The sequence below is a fragment of the Pseudomonas mangiferae genome (assembly GCF_007109405.1).
Taxonomy (GTDB): Bacteria; Pseudomonadota; Gammaproteobacteria; order Pseudomonadales; family Pseudomonadaceae; genus Pseudomonas_T; species Pseudomonas_T mangiferae.
In genome coordinates this window covers 92,289-109,309 of record NZ_VJOY01000005.1, presented here as the reverse complement: position 1 = coordinate 109,309, position 17,021 = coordinate 92,289, and the positions used below count along the sequence as shown (strand labels likewise).

Sequence of the window (17,021 nt, the reverse complement as noted above, 5' to 3'; positions counted from 1 at the left end):
CCCGGCGTGCGGCCGGGACCCTGGGCCTCAGAATTCCAGCTGGGCGGAGAACGCCACGCTGCGCGGCTCGCCCAGGTAGGAACTGTTCAGCCAGTAGGCCTTGTCGGTGAGGTTGTTGACGTTGACCCGCAGGGTCACCTGGTTCTCGGCCACCCGGGTGCGATAGCGGGCACCGGCGTCGAACACGGTGAAGGAAGGCAGGCTGGCGCTGTTGGCCTCGTCCACGTACTGCTTGCCGGTGTAGTAGGCGCCGCCGGTGAGGGCCAGGCCGGGCACCGCGCCCAGTTCGTACTCGCCGTACAGCTTGGCCAGCTGCGAAGCGGTGTTGTTGGGCTTGTTGCCCTCGTTGGCAGCCAGGCGGGTCTTCTTGATCTGCGGGTCCAGCAGGGTCACGCCGCCCATCAGGGTCAGCTGCGGCAGCACCTTGCCGGTGACGCTGAACTCCAGGCCGTTGTTCTCCTGGCGCCCGTCCTGGACATAGAGGTTGGCGCCGTTCACGTAGCTGTTGGGTTTCTCGATGTTGAACAGCGCCAGGGTCAGCAGGGTCTCGCCGACGGTCGCCTTGGCGCCGATCTCGTACTGCTCGCTGACCTGGGGCTCCAGGGCCACGCCGCGGTTGATCGCCGTGCTGGGCGCGCTGCCGCCGGCCTGCAGGCCTTCGATGTAGGTGGCGTAGGTGGTCAGCCAGGGCAGCGGCTTGAACACCAGGGAGACATTGGGGGAGGTCTCGGACTTGTCGTAACGGGTGGCGGTCTCGTCGTAGCCGAAGGCGGTGGCGTAGACGAAGTCGTTGCTGTAGCTCTTGATCTGGGTGTGGGTGACCCCGAGGATCGTCGACCACTGCTCGTTGAGGGTGATGACGTCGCCGATCAGGTAGTTGTTGGACTCGCTGGTGGAGCCCAGGCGCCGGGAGCGGTCGCCGATGGAATAGGCCGGCTTGTCCACCTGGGGTGTCTCGTCCAGGGGGATGCTGCCCACCACCGACTGGTACTGCGGGCCGGGGTACGGCACGTTGTCGATGTGCTGCTTGGTGCGCGCGGTGTTGCCCTGGTAGCCCAGGGTCAACTTGTGGCCCAGGGGCCCGGTGTCGAAGGCGGCGTCGAGGAACAGGTAGCCGGACTTCTCCTCGTGGTCCTCCGGGGCGAAGGCATACAGCTCCTGCACGTAGCGGCCCGGGGTGTAGATGCTCGGGCCGGTGTAGGTGTACTCCGAGGTGAACTCGGTGGCGGAGAAGGCGCCGCGCAGGCTGAAGACGTCGTTCAGGCGCCAGGTGGCGCGGGTGCCGACGCGGTCGTTTTCGTCGTCGGAGAAGGCCCATTTCTGGCTGTACAGGCGGTCGTTGTCCAGGGACGAGGCATCCGGGCGCATGCTGCCGTCGGGGATGTACCAGTAGCTGGTCAGGCCGCGCATCCGGGTCTTCTTGTGGGACGCGTCGAACTGCACCAGCAGGTCGTCGGTGACGTTCCAGTCCAGGGCCGCGCTGATCATCTCGCGGCGGCGCTTCTGCAGGTCGATGGCGGTCTCGCCGTCCTGGGCCAGCACGTTGACCCGGTAGGCGAAGCGCTTGGCCTCGTCGAGGGGGCCGCCGAAGTCGCCGTGCAGGTAATAGTTCTCGCCGCCGGCGTTGCCCAGGGTGACGCTGTTGTAGCGCTCGTAGGTGGGCCGCTTGAGCACGTAGTTGACCAGCCCGCCGGGCGAGGCCGGGCCGTAGAGGAAGCCGGTGAGGCCGGTGACCACTTCCAACTGCTGCATTTCCTCCAGGTAGTTGCCGCCGTCCGCCGCGGTGGTGAAGCGCAGGCCGTCGTTGGCGATGTTCAGGTTGCCGGCGCTGGCGAAGCCGCGAATGCTCACCGCACTGGCGTAGCCGGCCCCGGTGGGGCTGTAGACCTGGGTAAAGGGGTTGCGCTTGAACACGTCGTCCATGGTGGTGGCCTGGATGTTCTGCAGGTACTCGTGGGGCACCACGCTCACCGAGTAAGGGGTGTCCTGCAGGCGCATGCCGCCCAGGGCGCCGACGTTCTTCACGTTCTCGCTGCGGTAGCCGGCTTCCTCGCTGCCGTCCTCGACGCTGGCCCGGGCGTCGACGTTCACGTCCGGCAGTGCCAGGGCATCGCCTTCGGCCGGCAGGGCCGCCAGGCTGTAGCTGCCGGCGTCGCCGCGCACCAGTTGCAGGCCGCTGCCGGCCAGCGCGGCGCGCAGGGCGCCGGCGGGTTCGTACTCGCCTTGGACCGGGCGCGCGGTCTTGCCGGCGGTGAGGGCCGGGTCGATGCTCAGGGCGATCCCCGCGTCGCTGGCGATGCGGTTCAGGGTGGCGGCCAGGGGCGCCGCTGGCAGCTGGTAGCGCTCGGCGTGGGCGTGGAGCGGCAGCTGGGCGACCAGGGCAACGGCGACGGCCATCAGGCGCGGGCGGAACAGGGAACTGAGCGGCATGGACATGGACGGTGGAACTCCGGAGCGGACGGAAATGGTTCGGTCATTCCCTTGCCGAAGCACGGCGCGAAAGTGATAGGGGGCCGGCGATATTTTTTTCGCCGGCCCCGTTCGCGCCCTCAGGGCTGGGCCGGCCGCACCCGCACCCACCAGTCGGTGTGGCGCTCTATGCGCACCGGCAGGCTCGGCGGCAGCGCGGCCAGGGCGCGGTCGCTGTCGTACAGCGGGAAGCTGCCGCTGATGCGCAGGTCGGCCACCGCCGGGTCGGCGCCGAGGAGGCCGGCGCGGTATTCCCCCAGGGTCGCCAGCAGGTCGCCCAGGCGCCGGTTCTCCACCACCAGCATGCCGCGGCTCCAGGCGTCGGCGCCCACCGGCGCGGCGTGGCTGGCCTCCAGGCGGTCGGCGTGCATCAGCACCTGGTGGTCGGCGGTGACGATGCGCGCGTCGCCACCGGCCGCCGGGCGCGCCGCCACCGCCGATTGCAGCACCGTCAGGCGCGTGCCGTCGGCCTCGCGGCGCACCAGGAAACGCGTGCCCAGGGCCCGCAGGTCGCCGTCCGCGGTGGCGACGATGAACGGGCGGTCGTCGCCATGGGCGGTCTCCACCAGGATCTCGCCGCTGCGCAGGACGATCCGCCGCTGCTGTGCGTCGAAGCGCACGTCCAGGGCGCTGCGGCTGTTCAGGCGCACCCGGGTCTGGTCCGGCAGGCGCAGCTCGCGCTGTTCGCCGCCCAGGGTGAGTTCATCGGCCAGCCAGTCGCTCAGGGGCCGCTGGCGCTCCAGCAGGCCCAGGCTCAGCACGCCCACCAGCAGCACCCCGAGCAGGCCGCCGCCGATCCGCAGGTGACGCGCCATCGGCCGCGCCCGCAGCAGCGCGCGTCGGGCCGGAGCGGCGCTGGCCGGCGCCAGCTGGCGGTCCAGGCCGGCCAGTTGCGCCCAGGCCCGGGCGTGTTCCGGGTGGGCCGCGTGCCAGGCGGCGAAGTCCGCCTGGGCCTGGCCGTCGGCATCGCCCGCGTCCAGGCACAGCCGCCAGCCGATGGCCTCGTCCAGCACCCGCGCCGACACCGGCAGGGCGTTCACCGCGGTTCCCCGTAGAGGGCCACGTAGCACTGGCGCAGGCCCTGGGCCAGGTATTGGCGCACCCGTGGCACCGAGACCCCCAGGCGGCTGGCGATCTCGGCGTGGCCGAGGCCGTCCAGGCGGTTGTAGAGGAAGGCCGCCCGGGCCCGGGCCGAGAGGCTGCCCAGCAGCCGGTCGATCTCCGCCAGCGCCTCCAGCAGCAGGGCCTGCTCTTCCACGTCCGGCTGCTCGGCGATTGGCTGCCGCGCCAGTTCGTCCAGATAGCTGCGTTCCAGGGCGCTGCGGCGGAAGTGATCCACCAGCAGGCCACGGGCGATGGTGGTGAGCAGGGCCCGGGGTTCCCGCGGCGTCGCCAGGTCCTGCCGGTTCAGCAGGCGCAGGAAGGTGTCCTGGCTGAGGTCCTCGGCCCGCTGGGGGCAGTGCAGGCTCTTGCGCAGCCAGGCGAGCAGCCACGGGCGATGGTCGCGATAGAGCGCGCCCACGCCTCGATGATCGAGCGTTTCCCCTGCTGACACGGCAGCCTCCGGACAGGAATGCACTGAAAAACGAGAATGATTCGCAAGCATCATCTCAGACAGGCATGGCCGCCTGCAATCACGGCCAGTCGGCCGGTCGTGCCGAGGCGGAACGCGGGGAAGGGGGTGACTGCTTCAGAACGACGGCGCCTGCTGCCGGCGGCGGCGCCGGGCACAGGCGTCGGCCAGCCCGGCGAGGTCGTCCAGCCCCTGGCGGCGGGCCCGGTGGAAGAGGATCAGCGCCAGCTCGCCGGTGACCAGGGCGTCGGCGCTGGCGTGGTGGCGCTGCTGCACCTGCAGGCCGAAGCGCGCCACCCAGTCGTCCAGGGCGCCGCGCTCCAGGCCGGCTTCCGGGCACAGCAGCGGCGCCAGCTCGGCCACGTCGAGGAAAGGGTGCGCCAGGCGCAGGTCGAGGCTGTCCTTGAGCGCCCGCGCCAGCATGTGCCGGTCGAAGCCGGCATGGAACGCCAGCAGCGGGCTGTCGCCGAGGAATTCCATGAACGCCAGCAGCCCGTCCGCTGGCGCCACCCCGGCGGCCAGGGCACTCGGAGCGAGGCCATGGATCAGCACGCTGGCGCCGGGCTCGCGCTGCCCGTCGCGGCGCAGGGTGGCCTCAAACTGCTGGGCGAAGTCGACGGCGCCGTCCTCGATGGCCACCGCACCGATGGACAGCACCTGGTCGCGGTGCAGGTCCAGGCCGCTGGTTTCCAGGTCCAGCACCACCAGCCGCTGGCGGGCCGCCGGCGCCGCGGCGAAGGGCGCCGGGGCCGGCAGGCGCGCGCGGCGCTGCAGCAGGTCCGGGTCGAGGGGCGCACGCAGGCGTCGCCGGGGCAGCCAGGGGAACGGCGTCATAGCTGGTAGCGCAGCGCCAGGCTGCCCTGCAGGCGCTGGGCCTGGCGGAAGGATTCGCGGAGGATGCGCCGGTCCAGGTGGTTGAGGCTGTCCGGGTCCAGGCGGTTGCCGTAGGGCAGGTCCTGGCGCGCCTGCTGCTGGTGCTGCTGCATGCGGATGAGCTGGATGAAGTGGTAGGCCTCGGCGTAGGCGGCGCCGTCCTTTTCGTCGATGACGTCTCGCGCCACCAGGGCCCGCAGGCGCTCCAGGGTGCCCACGGCGTCCACCCCGTTGGCCAGGGCCAGCAGGCGGGCGCCGTCGACGAAGGGGGTCAGGCCCTGCACCTTGAGGTCCAGGGTGTCCTTCTCGGCGCCCTTGCGCGCCACCACGAAGTCCCGGAAGCGCCCTACCGGCGGCCGCTGGCGCAGGGCGTTCTCCGCCAGCAGGCGCTGGAAGGCGCTGTTGTCGGCCACGTCCGCCAGCAGCTGGCGGCGCAGCGCCTCGCACCCCTCGGGCGGGCCCCAGATACTGCGCAGGTCGAAGAAGATGCTCGAGCCCAGCAGGTTCTCCGGGGTGGCCTCGCGAACGAAGGTGGCGAAGCGCCGGCTCCACTCCTGGCGCGACAGGCACAGCTGCGGGTTGCCGGCCATGATCTGTCCCTTGCACAGGGCGAAACCGCAGCGCGCCAGGTCCTGGTTGATCCGCTCGGCCAGGGGCAGCAGGCGCCGGCGGCCCTCCGCCGCCTCCACCGGGCCCTCCGCCTCGAACAGCAGGCCGTTGTCCTGGTCGGTGTGCAGGGTCTGCTCGCGGCGGCCCTCGCTGCCGAAGCTCAGCCAGGCGAAAGGCAAGCCCGGGTCACCCAGCTCCTCCAGGGCCAGCTCGATGACCCGGCACACGGTGTGGTCGTTGAGCAGGGTGATGAGGTGGGTGATCTGGGTCGAGCTGGCGCCGTGGGCCAGCATGCGGTCCACCAGCTGGCGGATGTCGCCGCGCAGCGCCGCCAGGGTCTCGACCCGCCCGGCATGGCGGATGGTCCGCGCCAGGTGCACCAAGTCGACCCGCTGCAGGGAGAACAGGTCGCGCTCGGAGACCACTCCCAGCAGGCGCTCGTCCTGCACCAGGCAGACGTGGGCGATGTGTCGCTCGGTCATGGCGGTGGCGGCGTCGAAGGCGCTGGCGGTGGGCGGCAGGGCATAGGGCGAGGGGATCATGCGCTCGGCGATCGGCCGGGTCAGCGCCACCGCCGGGTCGGTGACCGGGTCGGCCACCAGCCGGCGCAGGTCGTGCAGGGTGAAGATGCCCAGCGGTCGCTGTGTCGGGTCCACCACCACCACGCTGCCCACCTGGCGGTCATGCATCAGGCGCACCGCGTCCCGCAGCGGCAGCGCCGGCTCGCAGGTGACCGGCGCCCGCACCGCCAGCTCCGCCAGGGTGGTGTCTAGGGAATACTGGGCGCCCAGGGTCTCGGCGGCGCGGGCCTGGACCTGCTGGTTGACCTGGTCCAGCAGGCCGCTCACGCCGCGCAGGGCGAAGTCGCGGAACACCGGGGAAAGGCCGAACAGGCGCACGAAGGACGAGCGGTCCAGCAGCAGGCAGAAGGTATCCTCGGCGGCCAGGTGCTCGGTGCGGGTGGCGCGTTCCCCCAGCAGCGCCGCCAGGGGGAAGCACTCGCCAGTGGTGATCTCGAAGGTGGTCTCGCTGCCGCGCCGGGCCGTGTGGGGGCGCTGACCGTGCACGCGGCCCTGCTTGACGATGTAGAAGTGCTCCACCGGCCCGCTGTCGGGGCGCAGGATGGCGTCCCCGGCGCCGTAGAAGCGCAGCACGCAGTGCTCCACCAGGAACGCCAGGTGGGCGCTTTCCATCTGGTTGAAGGGCGGGAATTTCTGCAGGAATTCCATGGTGCCGCGGATGTTCTGCCGCACCGCCTGCCTGCCCGTTTCGGCGAAATCGTCCTGTCGTCTCATGTCCATGTCCGCTCGGGGGAATCCCATGCTGCGCGGTGGCTGCGCCGGGCGCCCATTGGACGTAAGTCTAGGCCGTGGCGGGCGCACCGTTCGGCAGGCCGCGCCGGCAACCCGGAACTCTGCCCAGCGTGGTCCATCCCACAGCCATAGCCCGCGTCTTCCGGTCGGCTGCCGGAGCGCGGTCCGTGCAGTCCGCGACGAGGGCACCGGTTCATGAGTTATGGCGATCTGCTCAGCGAAGAAGAGCTTCTCGCTCTGGACGAGATCGTGCGCATCCCCCATGGCCACCCCGGCGTGCTGCTGGTGGACGCCGACGGTGCCGCGCGCGACGTCCTGGCTACGCGCCTGCTGGACCAGGGCATCGCCTGCGCCACCGTCGCCGACGGCGAGCAGGCGCTGGCGTTGCTGCTGGAGCGTCCCGGCCTCGGCCTGCTGGTCACCGCGCTGCCCACCCACGACAGCCTGGCCCTGGTCCGCCAGGTGCGGCAGTCGGCGCGGGCCACCCTGCCGGCGATCATCCTCTCGGCGGATGCCGACGTGCAGGACGCCATCGATGCCCTGCACCTGAAGGTGCTGGATTTCCTCCTGCAACCGGTGGACCCCTCGGTGCTGGTGACCCTGATCCGCAACGAGATCGGGGCGCCGCCGAAGAAGCCGCCGCGGAGGCGGGGGAGGCCCGGGGAAGACGCCCGCCGGGAGCGCATGACCCTCGTCAGCGCCTGAACCGACGCCATGAAAAAAGCCGCCCGAGGGCGGCTTTTTCGTCAGGCGGGCGACTCAGCGGCCGTGCTTGGCCTTGAACTCCCGACGACGGCGGTGCAGCACTGGCTCGGTGTAGCCGTTGGGCTGGCGGGTGCCTTCCACCACCAGTTCCAGGGCCGCCTGGAACGCCACGCTGGCGTCGAAGTCCGGCGCCATGGGGCGGTAGGCGGGGTCGTTGGCGTTCTGCCGGTCCACCACCGCGGCCATGCGCTTGAGGCTTTCCTCCACCTGCTCGCGGGTGATCACCCCGTGGTGCAGCCAGTTGGCCAGCAACTGGCTGGAGATGCGCAGGGTGGCGCGGTCTTCCATCAGGCCGACGTCATTGATGTCGGGGACCTTGGAGCAACCGACGCCCTGGTCGATCCAGCGCACCACGTAGCCGAGGATGCCCTGGGCGTTGTTGTCGATCTCGTGCTTGATCTCCTCGGCGCTCCAGTCGGTGCGGGGCGCCAGGGGCAGGGTGAGGATGTCGTCCAGGGACGCCGGGGTGCGGCTGGCCAGCTCCGCCTGGCGGGCGAACACGTCCACCTTGTGGTAGTGCAGGGCGTGCAGGGTGGCCGCGGTGGGCGAGGGGACCCAGGCGGTGTTGGCGCCGGACAGCGGGTGGCCAACCTTCTGCTCCAGCATGGCCGCCATCAGGTCGGGCATCGCCCACATGCCCTTGCCGATCTGCGCCTTGCCTTGCAGGCCGGTGGCCAGGCCGACATCGACGTTGTTGTTCTCGTAGGCGCCGATCCACTTCTCGCTCTTCATGGCTGCCTTGCGCACCACGGCGCCGGCCTCCATGGAGGTGTGGATCTCGTCGCCGGTGCGGTCGAGGAAGCCGGTGTTGATGAACACCACGCGGTCCCGGGCGGCGCGGATGCAGGCCTTGAGGTTCACCGTGGTGCGGCGCTCCTCGTCCATGATGCCCACCTTGAGGGTATGGCGCGGCAGGCCGAGGACGTCCTCGACGCGGCCGAACAGCTCGTCGGTGAACGCTACTTCCTCGGGGCCGTGCATCTTCGGCTTGACGATGTACACGCTGCCGGTGCGGCTGTTGCGACGGCTGGTGTCGCCCTTGAGGTCGTGGAGGGCGACCAGGCTGGTGAACAGGCCGTCCTGGATGCCTTCCGGCACCTCGTTGCCCTGGCCGTCGAGGATCGCGTCGTTGGTCATCAGGTGGCCAACGTTGCGAATGAACAGCAGGGAGCGGCCGTGCAGGGTCAGGGCGCCGCCGTCGGCTGCGGTGTAGTTGCGGTCGGCGTACATCACCCGGGTGAAGGTCTTGCCGTTCTTGGTGACCTGCTCGGCCAGATCGCCCTTCATCAGGCCCAGCCAGTTGCGGTACACCACCACCTTGTCGTCGGCGTCCACCGCCGCCACCGAATCCTCGCAGTCCATGATGGTGGTCAGCGCGGACTCCATCAGCACGTCCTTCACGCCGGCGGCGTCGGTACGGCCGATGGGGCTGTCGGGGTCGATCTGGATCTCGAAGTGCAGGCCGTTGTGGGTGAGCAGGATGGCCTTGGGCGCCGCGGCGTCGCCCTGGAAGCCGGCGAACTGGGCGGCTTCCTTCAGGCCGGTTTCGTTGCCGTCAGCGAGATTCACCACCAGCTTGTCGCCGTAGACCACGTAGGCGCGGGCGTCACGGTGGGAGCCGTTGGCCAGCGGCGCGGCCTCGTCGAGGAAGGCGCGGGCGAAGGCGATCACCTTGTCGCCGCGAACCTGGTTGTAGCCCTTGCCCTTCTCCGCGCCGCCGTCCTCGGGAATCGCGTCGGTACCGTACAGCGCGTCGTACAGCGAGCCCCAGCGGGCATTGGCGGCGTTCAGGGCGAAGCGCGCGTTCATCACCGGCACCACCAACTGCGGGCCGGCCATGTGGGCGATTTCCTGGTCAACGTTCTGGGTGGTGGCGTGGAAGTCCTCCACCTCCGGCAGCAGGTAGCCGATTTCCTGGAGGAAGGCCTTGTAGGCAGCGGCGTCGTGGGCCTGGCCGGCGCGGGCGCGGTGCCACTCGTCGATGCGGGCCTGCAGGGCGTCACGCTTGGCGAGCAGGGCAGCGTTCTTCGGTGCGAGGTCGGCGATCACCTGCTCGGCCCCCTTCCAGAAGGCGTCGGCGGAAAGGCCGGTACCGGGAATGGCTTCGTTGTTGACGAAGTCGTACAGGACTTTGGCGACCTGCAGGCCACCGACACGAACGCGTTCAGTCATTGCTTGCCTCACTCTGCTCACTGTTTCGGCTCGCACGCGTGCGGTCGCGAGCGAGCCGGCGACGGATCTTGTAGTCCGGAACGCGGCATACTACATGAATTTCCGCGAGAACATCAGCGGCGGGCGTGTCGCGATACGACCCGGTGCTACGTTCCAGTCACGTTGATTTGTATACAAATTAAATAAATATTGTCTCTTTTTGGTGTTCTGAAGGTATACATATGGCCCGGCATTGTCCAATGCCGGTCGCGACCTTGGGCCGCAGGCGCGACGGCGGCGCTTGCCTATACTCCAGCGATTGCCGCCCCGGAGCCTATCCCGATGACCATCCTGCCCGCCACCGAACGCGACCTCGACGATTTGGCGAGCCTGTTCGCCGCTTACCTGGAGTTCTATGAAGTGGCGCGGCCTCTTGCTCACATCCGGGCCTTCCTGGCGGAGCGCCTGGCCCGGGGCGATTCGCACCTGCTGCTGGCCAGGGACGGGAACGCCGCCCTCGGTTTCGTCCAGCTCTACCCCTACCACGCCTCGCTGCTGCTGGAACCGGCCTGGCTGCTCAGCGACCTGTTCGTGCGCAAGGCGGCGCGCCGGCGCGGCGTCGGCGCCGCGCTGATGGAGGCCGCCCGCACCTTCGCCGAGGACCACGGCGCCTGCGGCATCCAGCTGGAAACGGCGAAGACCAACCGGGTCGGCCAGGCGCTGTACGAGCGCCTGGGCTACGTGCGCGACGACGTGTTCTACACCTACTGGCTGAGCCTGGCCGGCGGGCGTCCGCCGGCGCGGACCCTGGACAGCGCGCCCCTGTCTACCCCCGCCTCCTGAGCCCTCCCGGCCGGCACCGTTCTCCGGCGGGGCATCGCGCGCCGTGACGTTCGGGCCGCGGCCGGGTCCCACCTTTCAGGCCGTTCGCCGATTCAACCCGAGGAGGTTTCCATGGATCACCTGGTACTCACCGTCATCGCCGCCGACCAGCCGGGCCTGGTGGAGCGCATCGCCCAGTGCATCGCCCGCCACGGCGGCAACTGGCTGGACAGCCGCATGGCACGGATGGCCGGGCAGTTCGCCGGCATCCTGCGCATCGCCGTGCCCGCCGACCGCTACGACGACCTGGTGCAGGGCCTGCAGGGGCTGGAAGAGCAGGGCATTCGCGTGCAGTTCGCCGGCGGCGGGCAGGAGCCCGGCGCTGCGGGGCGCGCCATCGAGCTGGATCTGGTGGGCAACGACCGGCCAGGGATCGTCCGCGACATCACCCGGGCCCTGGCCGAACAGGGCGTGAACCTGGAGCGGCTGCACACCGAGGTGCTGCCGGCGCCCATGAGCGGCGAGCCGCTGTTCCACGCCCAGGCGTCGCTGGCGGTACCCGCCGGCGCGTCCTTGGAAGCCTTGCAGGCGCACCTGGAGTCCCTGGCCGATGAGCTGATGGTGGAACTGCGCCTGAACCCCGAGGCGCCGCGCTGACGGTTATCCCCGGCACGCGTGGACAGCGCTGTGGATAAGCTGGGGGCGTGCGGGCCGGGCCCGGAGCGGCCGGGGCCTGCCGCGGGTCGACCGAAAAACGAACAGCGGCAAGGGGTTATGCACGCCTTCTGGGGATGGCGTTGTGGATAACCCCGGGATGATCGGCCCGGCGCCGCATGGCACGCGGGCTCCAAGCGCGCGGTGATTTTTCGCTCAGTTGCGCCGCAGGGTCAGCCAGGCGTCGACGCTGTAGACCGCCAGCCCGGCCCAGATGCAGGCGAAGGCCAGCAGGCGGCTGGGGTCGAAATGCTCGTCGTAGACGAAAACCGCCAGCAGCAGCACCAGGGTCGGCGCCAGGTACTGGAGGAACCCCAGGGTGGCGAAGGGCAGGTGGCGCGCCGCGGCGTTGAAGCAGATCAGCGGGCACAGGGTGATCGGCCCCGCGGCGATCAGCCAGAGCGCCTGGGAGGTGCTCCAGAAGCTGGCCTGCTCGCTCTGGGCGGCCGGGTTCAGCACCAGCCAGGCGATGGCCGCGGGTACCAGCAGCCAGGTCTCCACCACCAACCCCGGTAGCGCCGCCACCGGCGCTTTCTTGCGGATCAGGCCGTAGAAACCGAAGGTCAGCGCCAGCATCAGGGACACCCAGGGCAGGCTGCCGGCGTGCCAGATCTGCTGGGCCACCCCGAGGCAGGCGAGGCCCACCGCCAGCCATTGCAGGCGACGCAGGCGTTCGCCCAGCAGCATCAGCCCCAGCAGCACGTTGACCAGCGGGTTGATGTAGTAGCCCAGGCTGGTTTCCAGCATGCGCCCGTTGTTCACCGCCCAGACGTACACCAGCCAGTTGGTGGCGATCAGCGCGCCGCTCAGGGTCAGCACCGCCAGGCGCCGCGGGTTCTCGCGCAGCTCGCGCCACCAGCCGGGGTGTTTCCACACGCCCAGCAGCAGGCTGCCGAACAGCGCGGCCCAGAGCACCCGATGGACCACGATCTCGATGGCGGGCACCGCCTGGATGACCTTGAAGTACAGCGGGAACAGGCCCCAGAGGGTGTAGGCGATGAGACCGAGGCAATAGCCGAGACGCGGGTTCGCGGTGCGCATGGGAGTCCTTGGGTACTACGGGGGAGCCGGCCATTCTAGGCGCTGCGGGGAAAGTCTTCGACCGGGCGCGGGCGGGATTGCGTCGCGCCGGACCGTGCCGGCCTGACGGGGATGGCCGAACAGGTAGTGCCGGCTCGCGGTAACGTGATCGCGAAGGCCTAGACCGGAAAACCGGGACCGGCACGCGGCGCGCCGGGCCGGCTCAGTACAGGCGCAGCGGTTCCTCGTCGAGGGCCGCGCACTGCTCCCGCAGGATCAGCACCTGCTCGCCCCAGTAGCGTTCGCTGCCGAACCAGGAAAAGCTGCGGGGGAACGCCGGGTCGTCCCAGCGCCGCGCCAGCCAGGCGCTGTAGTGCAGCAGGCGCAGGGCGCGCAGCCCCTCCAGCAGCGGCAGCTGGCGGGCGTCGAAGTCGTGGAATTCCTGGTAGCCCTCCACCAGTTCGGCGAGTTGGCCCAGGCGTTCCTGGCGGTCGCCGGCCAGCATCATCCACAGGTCCTGCAGCGCCGGACCCATGCGGCAGTCGTCCAGGTCGACGATATGGAAGGCGTCGTCGCGGCACAGCAGGTTGCCAGGGTGGCAGTCGCCGTGGAGGCGGATCGGCGTGTAGCGCGTGTCGGCGAACAGCCGGTCGAGCCGCGCCAGCAGGTCGCGGGCCACCGACTCGTAGGCCGGCAGCAGCGCGGCGGGGACGAAGCCCCCCTCCAGCAGGGTGGCCAGGGATGCATGGCCGAAGTGCTCCACGGTCAGCGCCTCGCGGTGGGCGAACGGGTGCATCGCGCCGACCCCGTGCAGGCGGCCCAGTAGCTGCCCCAGACGGTACAGGTGCTCCAGGTTGCCCGGCTCCGGTGCCCGCCCGCCGCGGCGCGGGAACAGCGCGAAGCGGAAGCCGGCGTGGCTGAACAGCGTCTCGCCGTCCCTCGTCAGGGGCGCCACCACCGGCACGTCCCGCTCCGCCAGTTCGGCGGCGAAGGCGTGCTCCTCGCGGATCGCCTCGTCGCTCCAGCGGGCCGGGCGATAGAACTTGGCGATCAGGGGCTGCTCGTCCTCGATGCCCACCTGGTAGACGCGGTTCTCGTAGCTGTTGAGCGCCAGCACCCGGGCGTCACTGAGGTAGCCGAGGCTCTCCACGGCATCCAGGACCAGGTCGGGGGTGAGTTCGGCGAAGGGATGGGACATGCGACGATTCCGGCAACACGGGGCGCCCAGTGTAGCGCGGCCCGCCCCTGGCGGCGCGCGGGCCGACCCGAGGCGGGAGTGGGGACTCATTACGGTCCGCGGTTTTCGATGCTTCGCCGGTGCCGGTGCCGGTGAGGGGCGTGAGGGCGCAATGCCGATGCACATACCGGTCGCGGGCACGCCTAGAGTGCGGTCCCCAGCAGCACCTGGCTGGCGGCCACCCGGACCGAGACCGGTGAGCCGGGGGCCAGCGCCAGGGTCTGCAGGCGCTCCGCCGTGGCCAGGGCGCACAGCACCTGGCCACCCGGCAGCAGGATGCGCACTTCGGCGGGCCCTTCGTCCGCCGGCAGCACCTGCTCCACCTGCCCGTCCAGGCGATTGTCGCCGGGCGCGACCGGCGCCGAGGGCGCCTGCACGTCGAGCCAACCGGCCTTGATCAGGGCCACCGCCGCCACGCCTTCCCGCAGTTCCAGGGCCTCGGTGCTGGCATGGGTGATCTGCGCCTGGATGCGCTCGCCGCCGTTCAGGGCGAGGGTCACCCGGTCGTTGTGGCCCTCGGTCTCGATGACCAGCACCCGGCCGCTCAACTGGTTGCGTGCGCTGGTGCGCAGCAGCAGGCGGCCGAGCAGTTGCAGGTCATCCTCGCCGCCCAGCAGCAGGGCCCGGGCCCGCTCCAGGCGCTGGTAGAGCGCCAGCACCCGCTGGCCCTCCTCGGTCAACTGCGCGCCACCCCCGCCCCGCCCGCCGACGCTGCGCGCCACCAGCGGGCGGTCGGCCAGGTTGTTCAGCGCGTCCACCGCGTCCCAGGCCGCCTTGTAGCTCAGGCCCACCGCCCGGGCCGCGCGGCTGATGGAACCGTCGGCGGCGATCCGCTCCAGCAGGGCGAAGCGCCGCGGCTGGCGCAGCAACTGGTGGGCGAGGGCGTCAGGCAGGGACATGGCGGCGAGCGGGTGGCGGTCGATGCCCCACCATGGGCGATCGCTCCCGGCGGGTCAATGCGGTCAGTCGCCGGGCTTCGGCGTGCGCGCCAGGCAGTAGACGTCCACCCGGGCGGCCCCGGCGCGACGCAGCAGGCGTGCCAGGGCCTCGGCGGTGGCGCCGGTGGTGAGCACGTCGTCCACCAGGGCCAAGTGGCGGCCGGCGGGCGTCGCGCGGGGCTCCAGGGCGAAGGCCTGGCGCAGGTTGCGCTGGCGGCTAGCGGCATCCAGGGCCTGCTGGGCAGGGGTGTCGCGGTCCCGCCGTAGCCAGTCGTGGCGCTGGGCCAGGCCCAGGTCGGCGGCCAGCCAGCCGGCGAGCAGGCCGGCTTGGTTGAAGCCCCGGGCCCGCAGCCGCGCCCGGGCGAGGGGCACCGGAAGCAGCAGCTCGGGCCTGGGCAGGCCCTCGGCGAAGGCGTGGCGCAGGTGTTCGGCCAGCAGGTCGGCGAGCATTCGCCCCTGGGGCCAGCGGGCGCGATGCTTGAAACCGGTGACCAGGCTGTCCACCGGGAAGCCGTAGCGCCAGGGCACCTCGACCCGCTCGAAGGACGGCGGCCGGCGCAGGCAGGCGCCGCAGACCTGGCCGCTCACCGGCAGGGGCAGTGCACAGGTCTCGCAGCGTGCCTGCAGCCACGGCAGGTCCAGCAGGCAGCCGGGGCAGATCGGCGCGGCGGCGGACGGGTCGGCGCCCAGGCCGCACAGGGTGCAGGCGGCGCGCAGGTGCAGCCAGGTGGGCGGCCAGTGCAGGTGTGCACGGAGACTCGCTACGAACGTGTCGGACATCGTCGGCCCCTCCCTGGGCCGGGGTGCTGCGGGACCGATGTCCCGGAGTGCGCCAGTCTAGCCGCTCGGCAGGCGGACGCCGGCGGGGGCGCTAGTGGATCAGCCAGCTCATGACGATGAGCCCGAGGAAGATCCAGATGATCCCGCCGATGATGGAGCGGCGCATGAGGGCGCGGATGCCGGCGAACAGCAACAGCAGGCCCAGCGCCAGCAGGATGAAGCTGAAGATCGACACGTCCATGCCGATGGCCCGGGCCATGCCGTGGAGGAAATCGTCCATGGCCGCCCAGATGGTTCCGAGCACGCCGGACAACAGGTCGACGATGAACCGGATCGCCTGGCCGACGGTATGGCCCAGCCAGTCGAAGAACGCCTCTGCATGCATGGGGGAGGTCTCGTATGAGGGATGCATCTTGGAGTGGCGCGGGGCGGGCGAGGTTCGTTTCTGGCGCGATGTTCAATCCGTGAGCAGTTGTCGACCTGTGTCCTGGTTCGGGTTGACAGCGTCCGAGGGGTTCCCAATGATTGCCGGAAGCCTGATCCGGACTTTCGCCCGAGACACCCCTTCCACAAGAGCGCCGCCCGAGCGCGCCGAGGACCCTCCATGAGCGCCACCGCCCACCTGGAAACCCGTCACGACTGGACGCTCGCGGACGTCCGCGCGCTGTTCCAGCAGCCGTTCAACGACCTGCTGTTCCAGGCGCAGACCGTGCACCGCGCCCATTTCGACCCCAATCGCGTGCAGGTCTCCACCCTGCTGTCCATCAAGACCGGCGCCTGCCCGGAGGACTGCAAGTACTGCCCGCAGTCCGGCCACTACGACACCGGGCTGGACAAGGAAAAGCTGATGGAGGTGCAGAAGGTCCTGGAGGCCGCCGCCCAGGCCAAGGCCATCGGCTCCACCCGCTTCTGCATGGGCGCGGCCTGGAAGCATCCGTCCGCCAAGGACATGCCCTACGTGCTGGAGATGGTGAAGGGCGTCAAGCGCCTGGGCCTCGAGACCTGCATGACCCTGGGCCGCCTGGACCAGGAGCAGACCCAGGCCCTGGCCGAGGCCGGGCTCGACTACTACAACCACAACCTGGACACCTCGCCGGAGTTCTACGGCAACATCATCACCACCCGCACCTATGGCGAGCGCCTGCAGACCCTGGCCTACGTGCGCGACGCCGGCATGAAGATCTGTTCCGGCGGCATCCTCGGCATGGGCGAGTCCCTGGACGACCGTGCCGGGCTGCTGATCCAGCTGGCCAACCTGCCGGAGCACCCGGAATCGGTACCCATCAACATGCTGGTGAAGGTCAAGGGCACGCCCCTGGCCGAGGCGGAGGACGTGGACCCCTTCGACTTCATCCGCACCCTGGCGGTGGCGCGCATCCTGATGCCGAAGTCCCACGTGCGGCTGTCCGCCGGCCGCGAGCAGATGAACGAGCAGATGCAGGCCCTGGCCTTCATGGCCGGCGCCAACTCCATCTTCTATGGCGAGAAGCTGCTGACCACCACCAACCCCCAGGCCGACAAGGACATGCAACTGTTCGCCCGCCTGGGCATCCAGCCCGAAGCCCGCGAGGAGCACGACGACGAGGTGCACCAGGCGGCCATCGAGCAGGCCCTGGTGGAGCAGCGGGATTCCGCGCTGTTCTACGACGCTGCCTCTGCCTGACGCCTCGTGGCGGATGACTGACGCGCCCGCCACCCGGCGTCCGCCGCGACGCGTAGGGTGGCGGGGCCGCGTGCGGTGCTCCTGCCCCTGCCGG

At 70.5% G+C, this 17,021-nt stretch carries 15 protein-coding genes; 4 read left to right on the top strand and 11 right to left on the bottom strand.

Annotation, left to right across the window (positions count from 1 at the left end; genetic code table 11):
* Positions 1–27: 27 nt before the first annotated feature.
* The 5 genes from FM069_RS08485 to FM069_RS08465 form a co-directional block, all read right to left on the bottom strand.
* Positions 28–2,436, bottom strand: coding sequence for a TonB-dependent receptor (locus FM069_RS08485; RefSeq protein WP_143487864.1), 2,409 nt, complete (start codon positions 2,434–2,436; stop codon positions 28–30).
* Positions 2,437–2,549: 113 nt separating this feature from the next.
* Positions 2,550–3,509 carry a FecR domain-containing protein gene (locus tag FM069_RS08480; protein WP_233282008.1) on the bottom strand — a complete coding sequence of 320 codons (960 nt, stop codon included), beginning with the start codon at positions 3,507–3,509 and terminating at the stop codon, positions 2,550–2,552.
* Complete coding sequence (locus tag FM069_RS08475; RefSeq protein WP_233282007.1) at positions 3,506–4,024, bottom strand: RNA polymerase sigma factor; 519 nt, start codon at positions 4,022–4,024, stop codon at positions 3,506–3,508. The genes FM069_RS08480 and FM069_RS08475 overlap by 4 nt, the downstream gene beginning before the upstream one ends.
* Positions 4,025–4,159: 135 nt before the next feature.
* Positions 4,160–4,876 carry a 3'-5' exonuclease gene (locus FM069_RS08470; RefSeq protein WP_143487862.1) on the bottom strand — a complete coding sequence of 239 codons (717 nt, stop codon included), beginning with the start codon at positions 4,874–4,876 and terminating at the stop codon, positions 4,160–4,162.
* The gene (locus FM069_RS08465; protein ID WP_143488058.1) at positions 4,873–6,819 is read right to left on the bottom strand and encodes a putative nucleotidyltransferase substrate binding domain-containing protein; all 1,947 of its coding nucleotides are present in this window, start codon (positions 6,817–6,819) and stop codon (positions 4,873–4,875) included. The genes FM069_RS08470 and FM069_RS08465 overlap by 4 nt, the downstream gene beginning before the upstream one ends.
* Before the next feature lie 213 nt (positions 6,820–7,032).
* Here FM069_RS08465 and FM069_RS08460 point away from each other — a divergent pair, with 213 nt between their 5' ends.
* The gene (locus FM069_RS08460; RefSeq protein WP_143487861.1) at positions 7,033–7,542 is read left to right on the top strand and encodes a response regulator; all 510 of its coding nucleotides are present in this window, start codon (positions 7,033–7,035) and stop codon (positions 7,540–7,542) included.
* 54 nt (positions 7,543–7,596) lie between these two features.
* Here FM069_RS08460 and FM069_RS08455 read toward each other — a convergent pair whose 3' ends face one another.
* A complete protein-coding gene (locus tag FM069_RS08455; protein WP_143487860.1) occupies positions 7,597–9,774 on the bottom strand; it encodes a malate synthase G in 2,178 nt (725 codons plus the stop codon).
* Between the two features lie 321 nt (positions 9,775–10,095).
* Between FM069_RS08455 and FM069_RS08450 the strand changes: the two genes are divergently transcribed.
* Both FM069_RS08450 and FM069_RS08445 read left to right on the top strand, forming a co-directional pair.
* Positions 10,096–10,596 (top strand): GNAT family N-acetyltransferase, encoded by a 501-nt coding sequence (locus tag FM069_RS08450; RefSeq protein WP_143487859.1) that lies wholly within the window; start codon positions 10,096–10,098, stop codon positions 10,594–10,596.
* Between the two features lie 111 nt (positions 10,597–10,707).
* Entirely contained in the window at positions 10,708–11,232 is a 525-nt protein-coding gene (locus tag FM069_RS08445; protein WP_143487858.1) for a glycine cleavage system protein R, read from the top strand.
* Positions 11,233–11,445: 213 nt separating this feature from the next.
* Here FM069_RS08445 and rarD read toward each other — a convergent pair whose 3' ends face one another.
* From rarD to FM069_RS08420, 5 genes are all read right to left on the bottom strand, one after another.
* Positions 11,446–12,330, bottom strand: a complete 885-nt coding sequence (rarD, locus tag FM069_RS08440; protein ID WP_143487857.1) for an EamA family transporter RarD — start codon at positions 12,328–12,330, stop codon at positions 11,446–11,448.
* Positions 12,331–12,532: 202 nt separating this feature from the next.
* Positions 12,533–13,507, bottom strand: coding sequence for a serine/threonine protein kinase (locus FM069_RS08435; RefSeq protein WP_143487856.1), 975 nt, complete (start codon positions 13,505–13,507; stop codon positions 12,533–12,535).
* Positions 13,508–13,689: 182 nt separating this feature from the next.
* A complete protein-coding gene (locus FM069_RS08430; RefSeq protein ID WP_143487855.1) occupies positions 13,690–14,445 on the bottom strand; it encodes a TOBE domain-containing protein in 756 nt (251 codons plus the stop codon).
* A 63-nt stretch (positions 14,446–14,508) separates the two neighbouring features.
* Entirely contained in the window at positions 14,509–15,264 is a 756-nt protein-coding gene (locus tag FM069_RS08425; RefSeq protein ID WP_143487854.1) for a ComF family protein, read from the bottom strand.
* A gap of 91 nt (positions 15,265–15,355) precedes the next feature.
* Positions 15,356–15,649 carry a hypothetical protein gene (locus FM069_RS08420; protein WP_143487853.1) on the bottom strand — a complete coding sequence of 98 codons (294 nt, stop codon included), beginning with the start codon at positions 15,647–15,649 and terminating at the stop codon, positions 15,356–15,358.
* Between the two features lie 219 nt (positions 15,650–15,868).
* Here FM069_RS08420 and bioB point away from each other — a divergent pair, with 219 nt between their 5' ends.
* Entirely contained in the window at positions 15,869–16,927 is a 1,059-nt protein-coding gene (gene bioB, locus FM069_RS08415) for a biotin synthase BioB (RefSeq protein ID WP_143487852.1), read from the top strand.
* Positions 16,928–17,021: the final 94 nt, after the last annotated feature.

Coding starts and splice junctions, on each gene's coding strand:
- FM069_RS08425 (WP_143487854.1), bottom strand. CDS start 15,264: ATGTCCGACACGTTCGTAGCGAGTCTCCGTGCACACCTGCACTGGCCG.
- FM069_RS08445 (WP_143487858.1), top strand. CDS start 10,708: ATGGATCACCTGGTACTCACCGTCATCGCCGCCGACCAGCCGGGCCTG.
- FM069_RS08435 (WP_143487856.1), bottom strand. CDS start 13,507: ATGTCCCATCCCTTCGCCGAACTCACCCCCGACCTGGTCCTGGATGCC.
- FM069_RS08430 (WP_143487855.1), bottom strand. CDS start 14,445: ATGTCCCTGCCTGACGCCCTCGCCCACCAGTTGCTGCGCCAGCCGCGG.
- FM069_RS08470 (WP_143487862.1), bottom strand. CDS start 4,876: ATGACGCCGTTCCCCTGGCTGCCCCGGCGACGCCTGCGTGCGCCCCTC.
- bioB (WP_143487852.1), top strand. CDS start 15,869: ATGAGCGCCACCGCCCACCTGGAAACCCGTCACGACTGGACGCTCGCG.
- rarD (WP_143487857.1), bottom strand. CDS start 12,330: ATGCGCACCGCGAACCCGCGTCTCGGCTATTGCCTCGGTCTCATCGCC.
- FM069_RS08420 (WP_143487853.1), bottom strand. CDS start 15,649: ATGCATGCAGAGGCGTTCTTCGACTGGCTGGGCCATACCGTCGGCCAG.
- FM069_RS08455 (WP_143487860.1), bottom strand. CDS start 9,774: ATGACTGAACGCGTTCGTGTCGGTGGCCTGCAGGTCGCCAAAGTCCTG.
- FM069_RS08460 (WP_143487861.1), top strand. CDS start 7,033: ATGAGTTATGGCGATCTGCTCAGCGAAGAAGAGCTTCTCGCTCTGGAC.
- FM069_RS08485 (WP_143487864.1), bottom strand. CDS start 2,436: ATGTCCATGCCGCTCAGTTCCCTGTTCCGCCCGCGCCTGATGGCCGTC.
- FM069_RS08450 (WP_143487859.1), top strand. CDS start 10,096: ATGACCATCCTGCCCGCCACCGAACGCGACCTCGACGATTTGGCGAGC.
- FM069_RS08465 (WP_143488058.1), bottom strand. CDS start 6,819: ATGAGACGACAGGACGATTTCGCCGAAACGGGCAGGCAGGCGGTGCGG.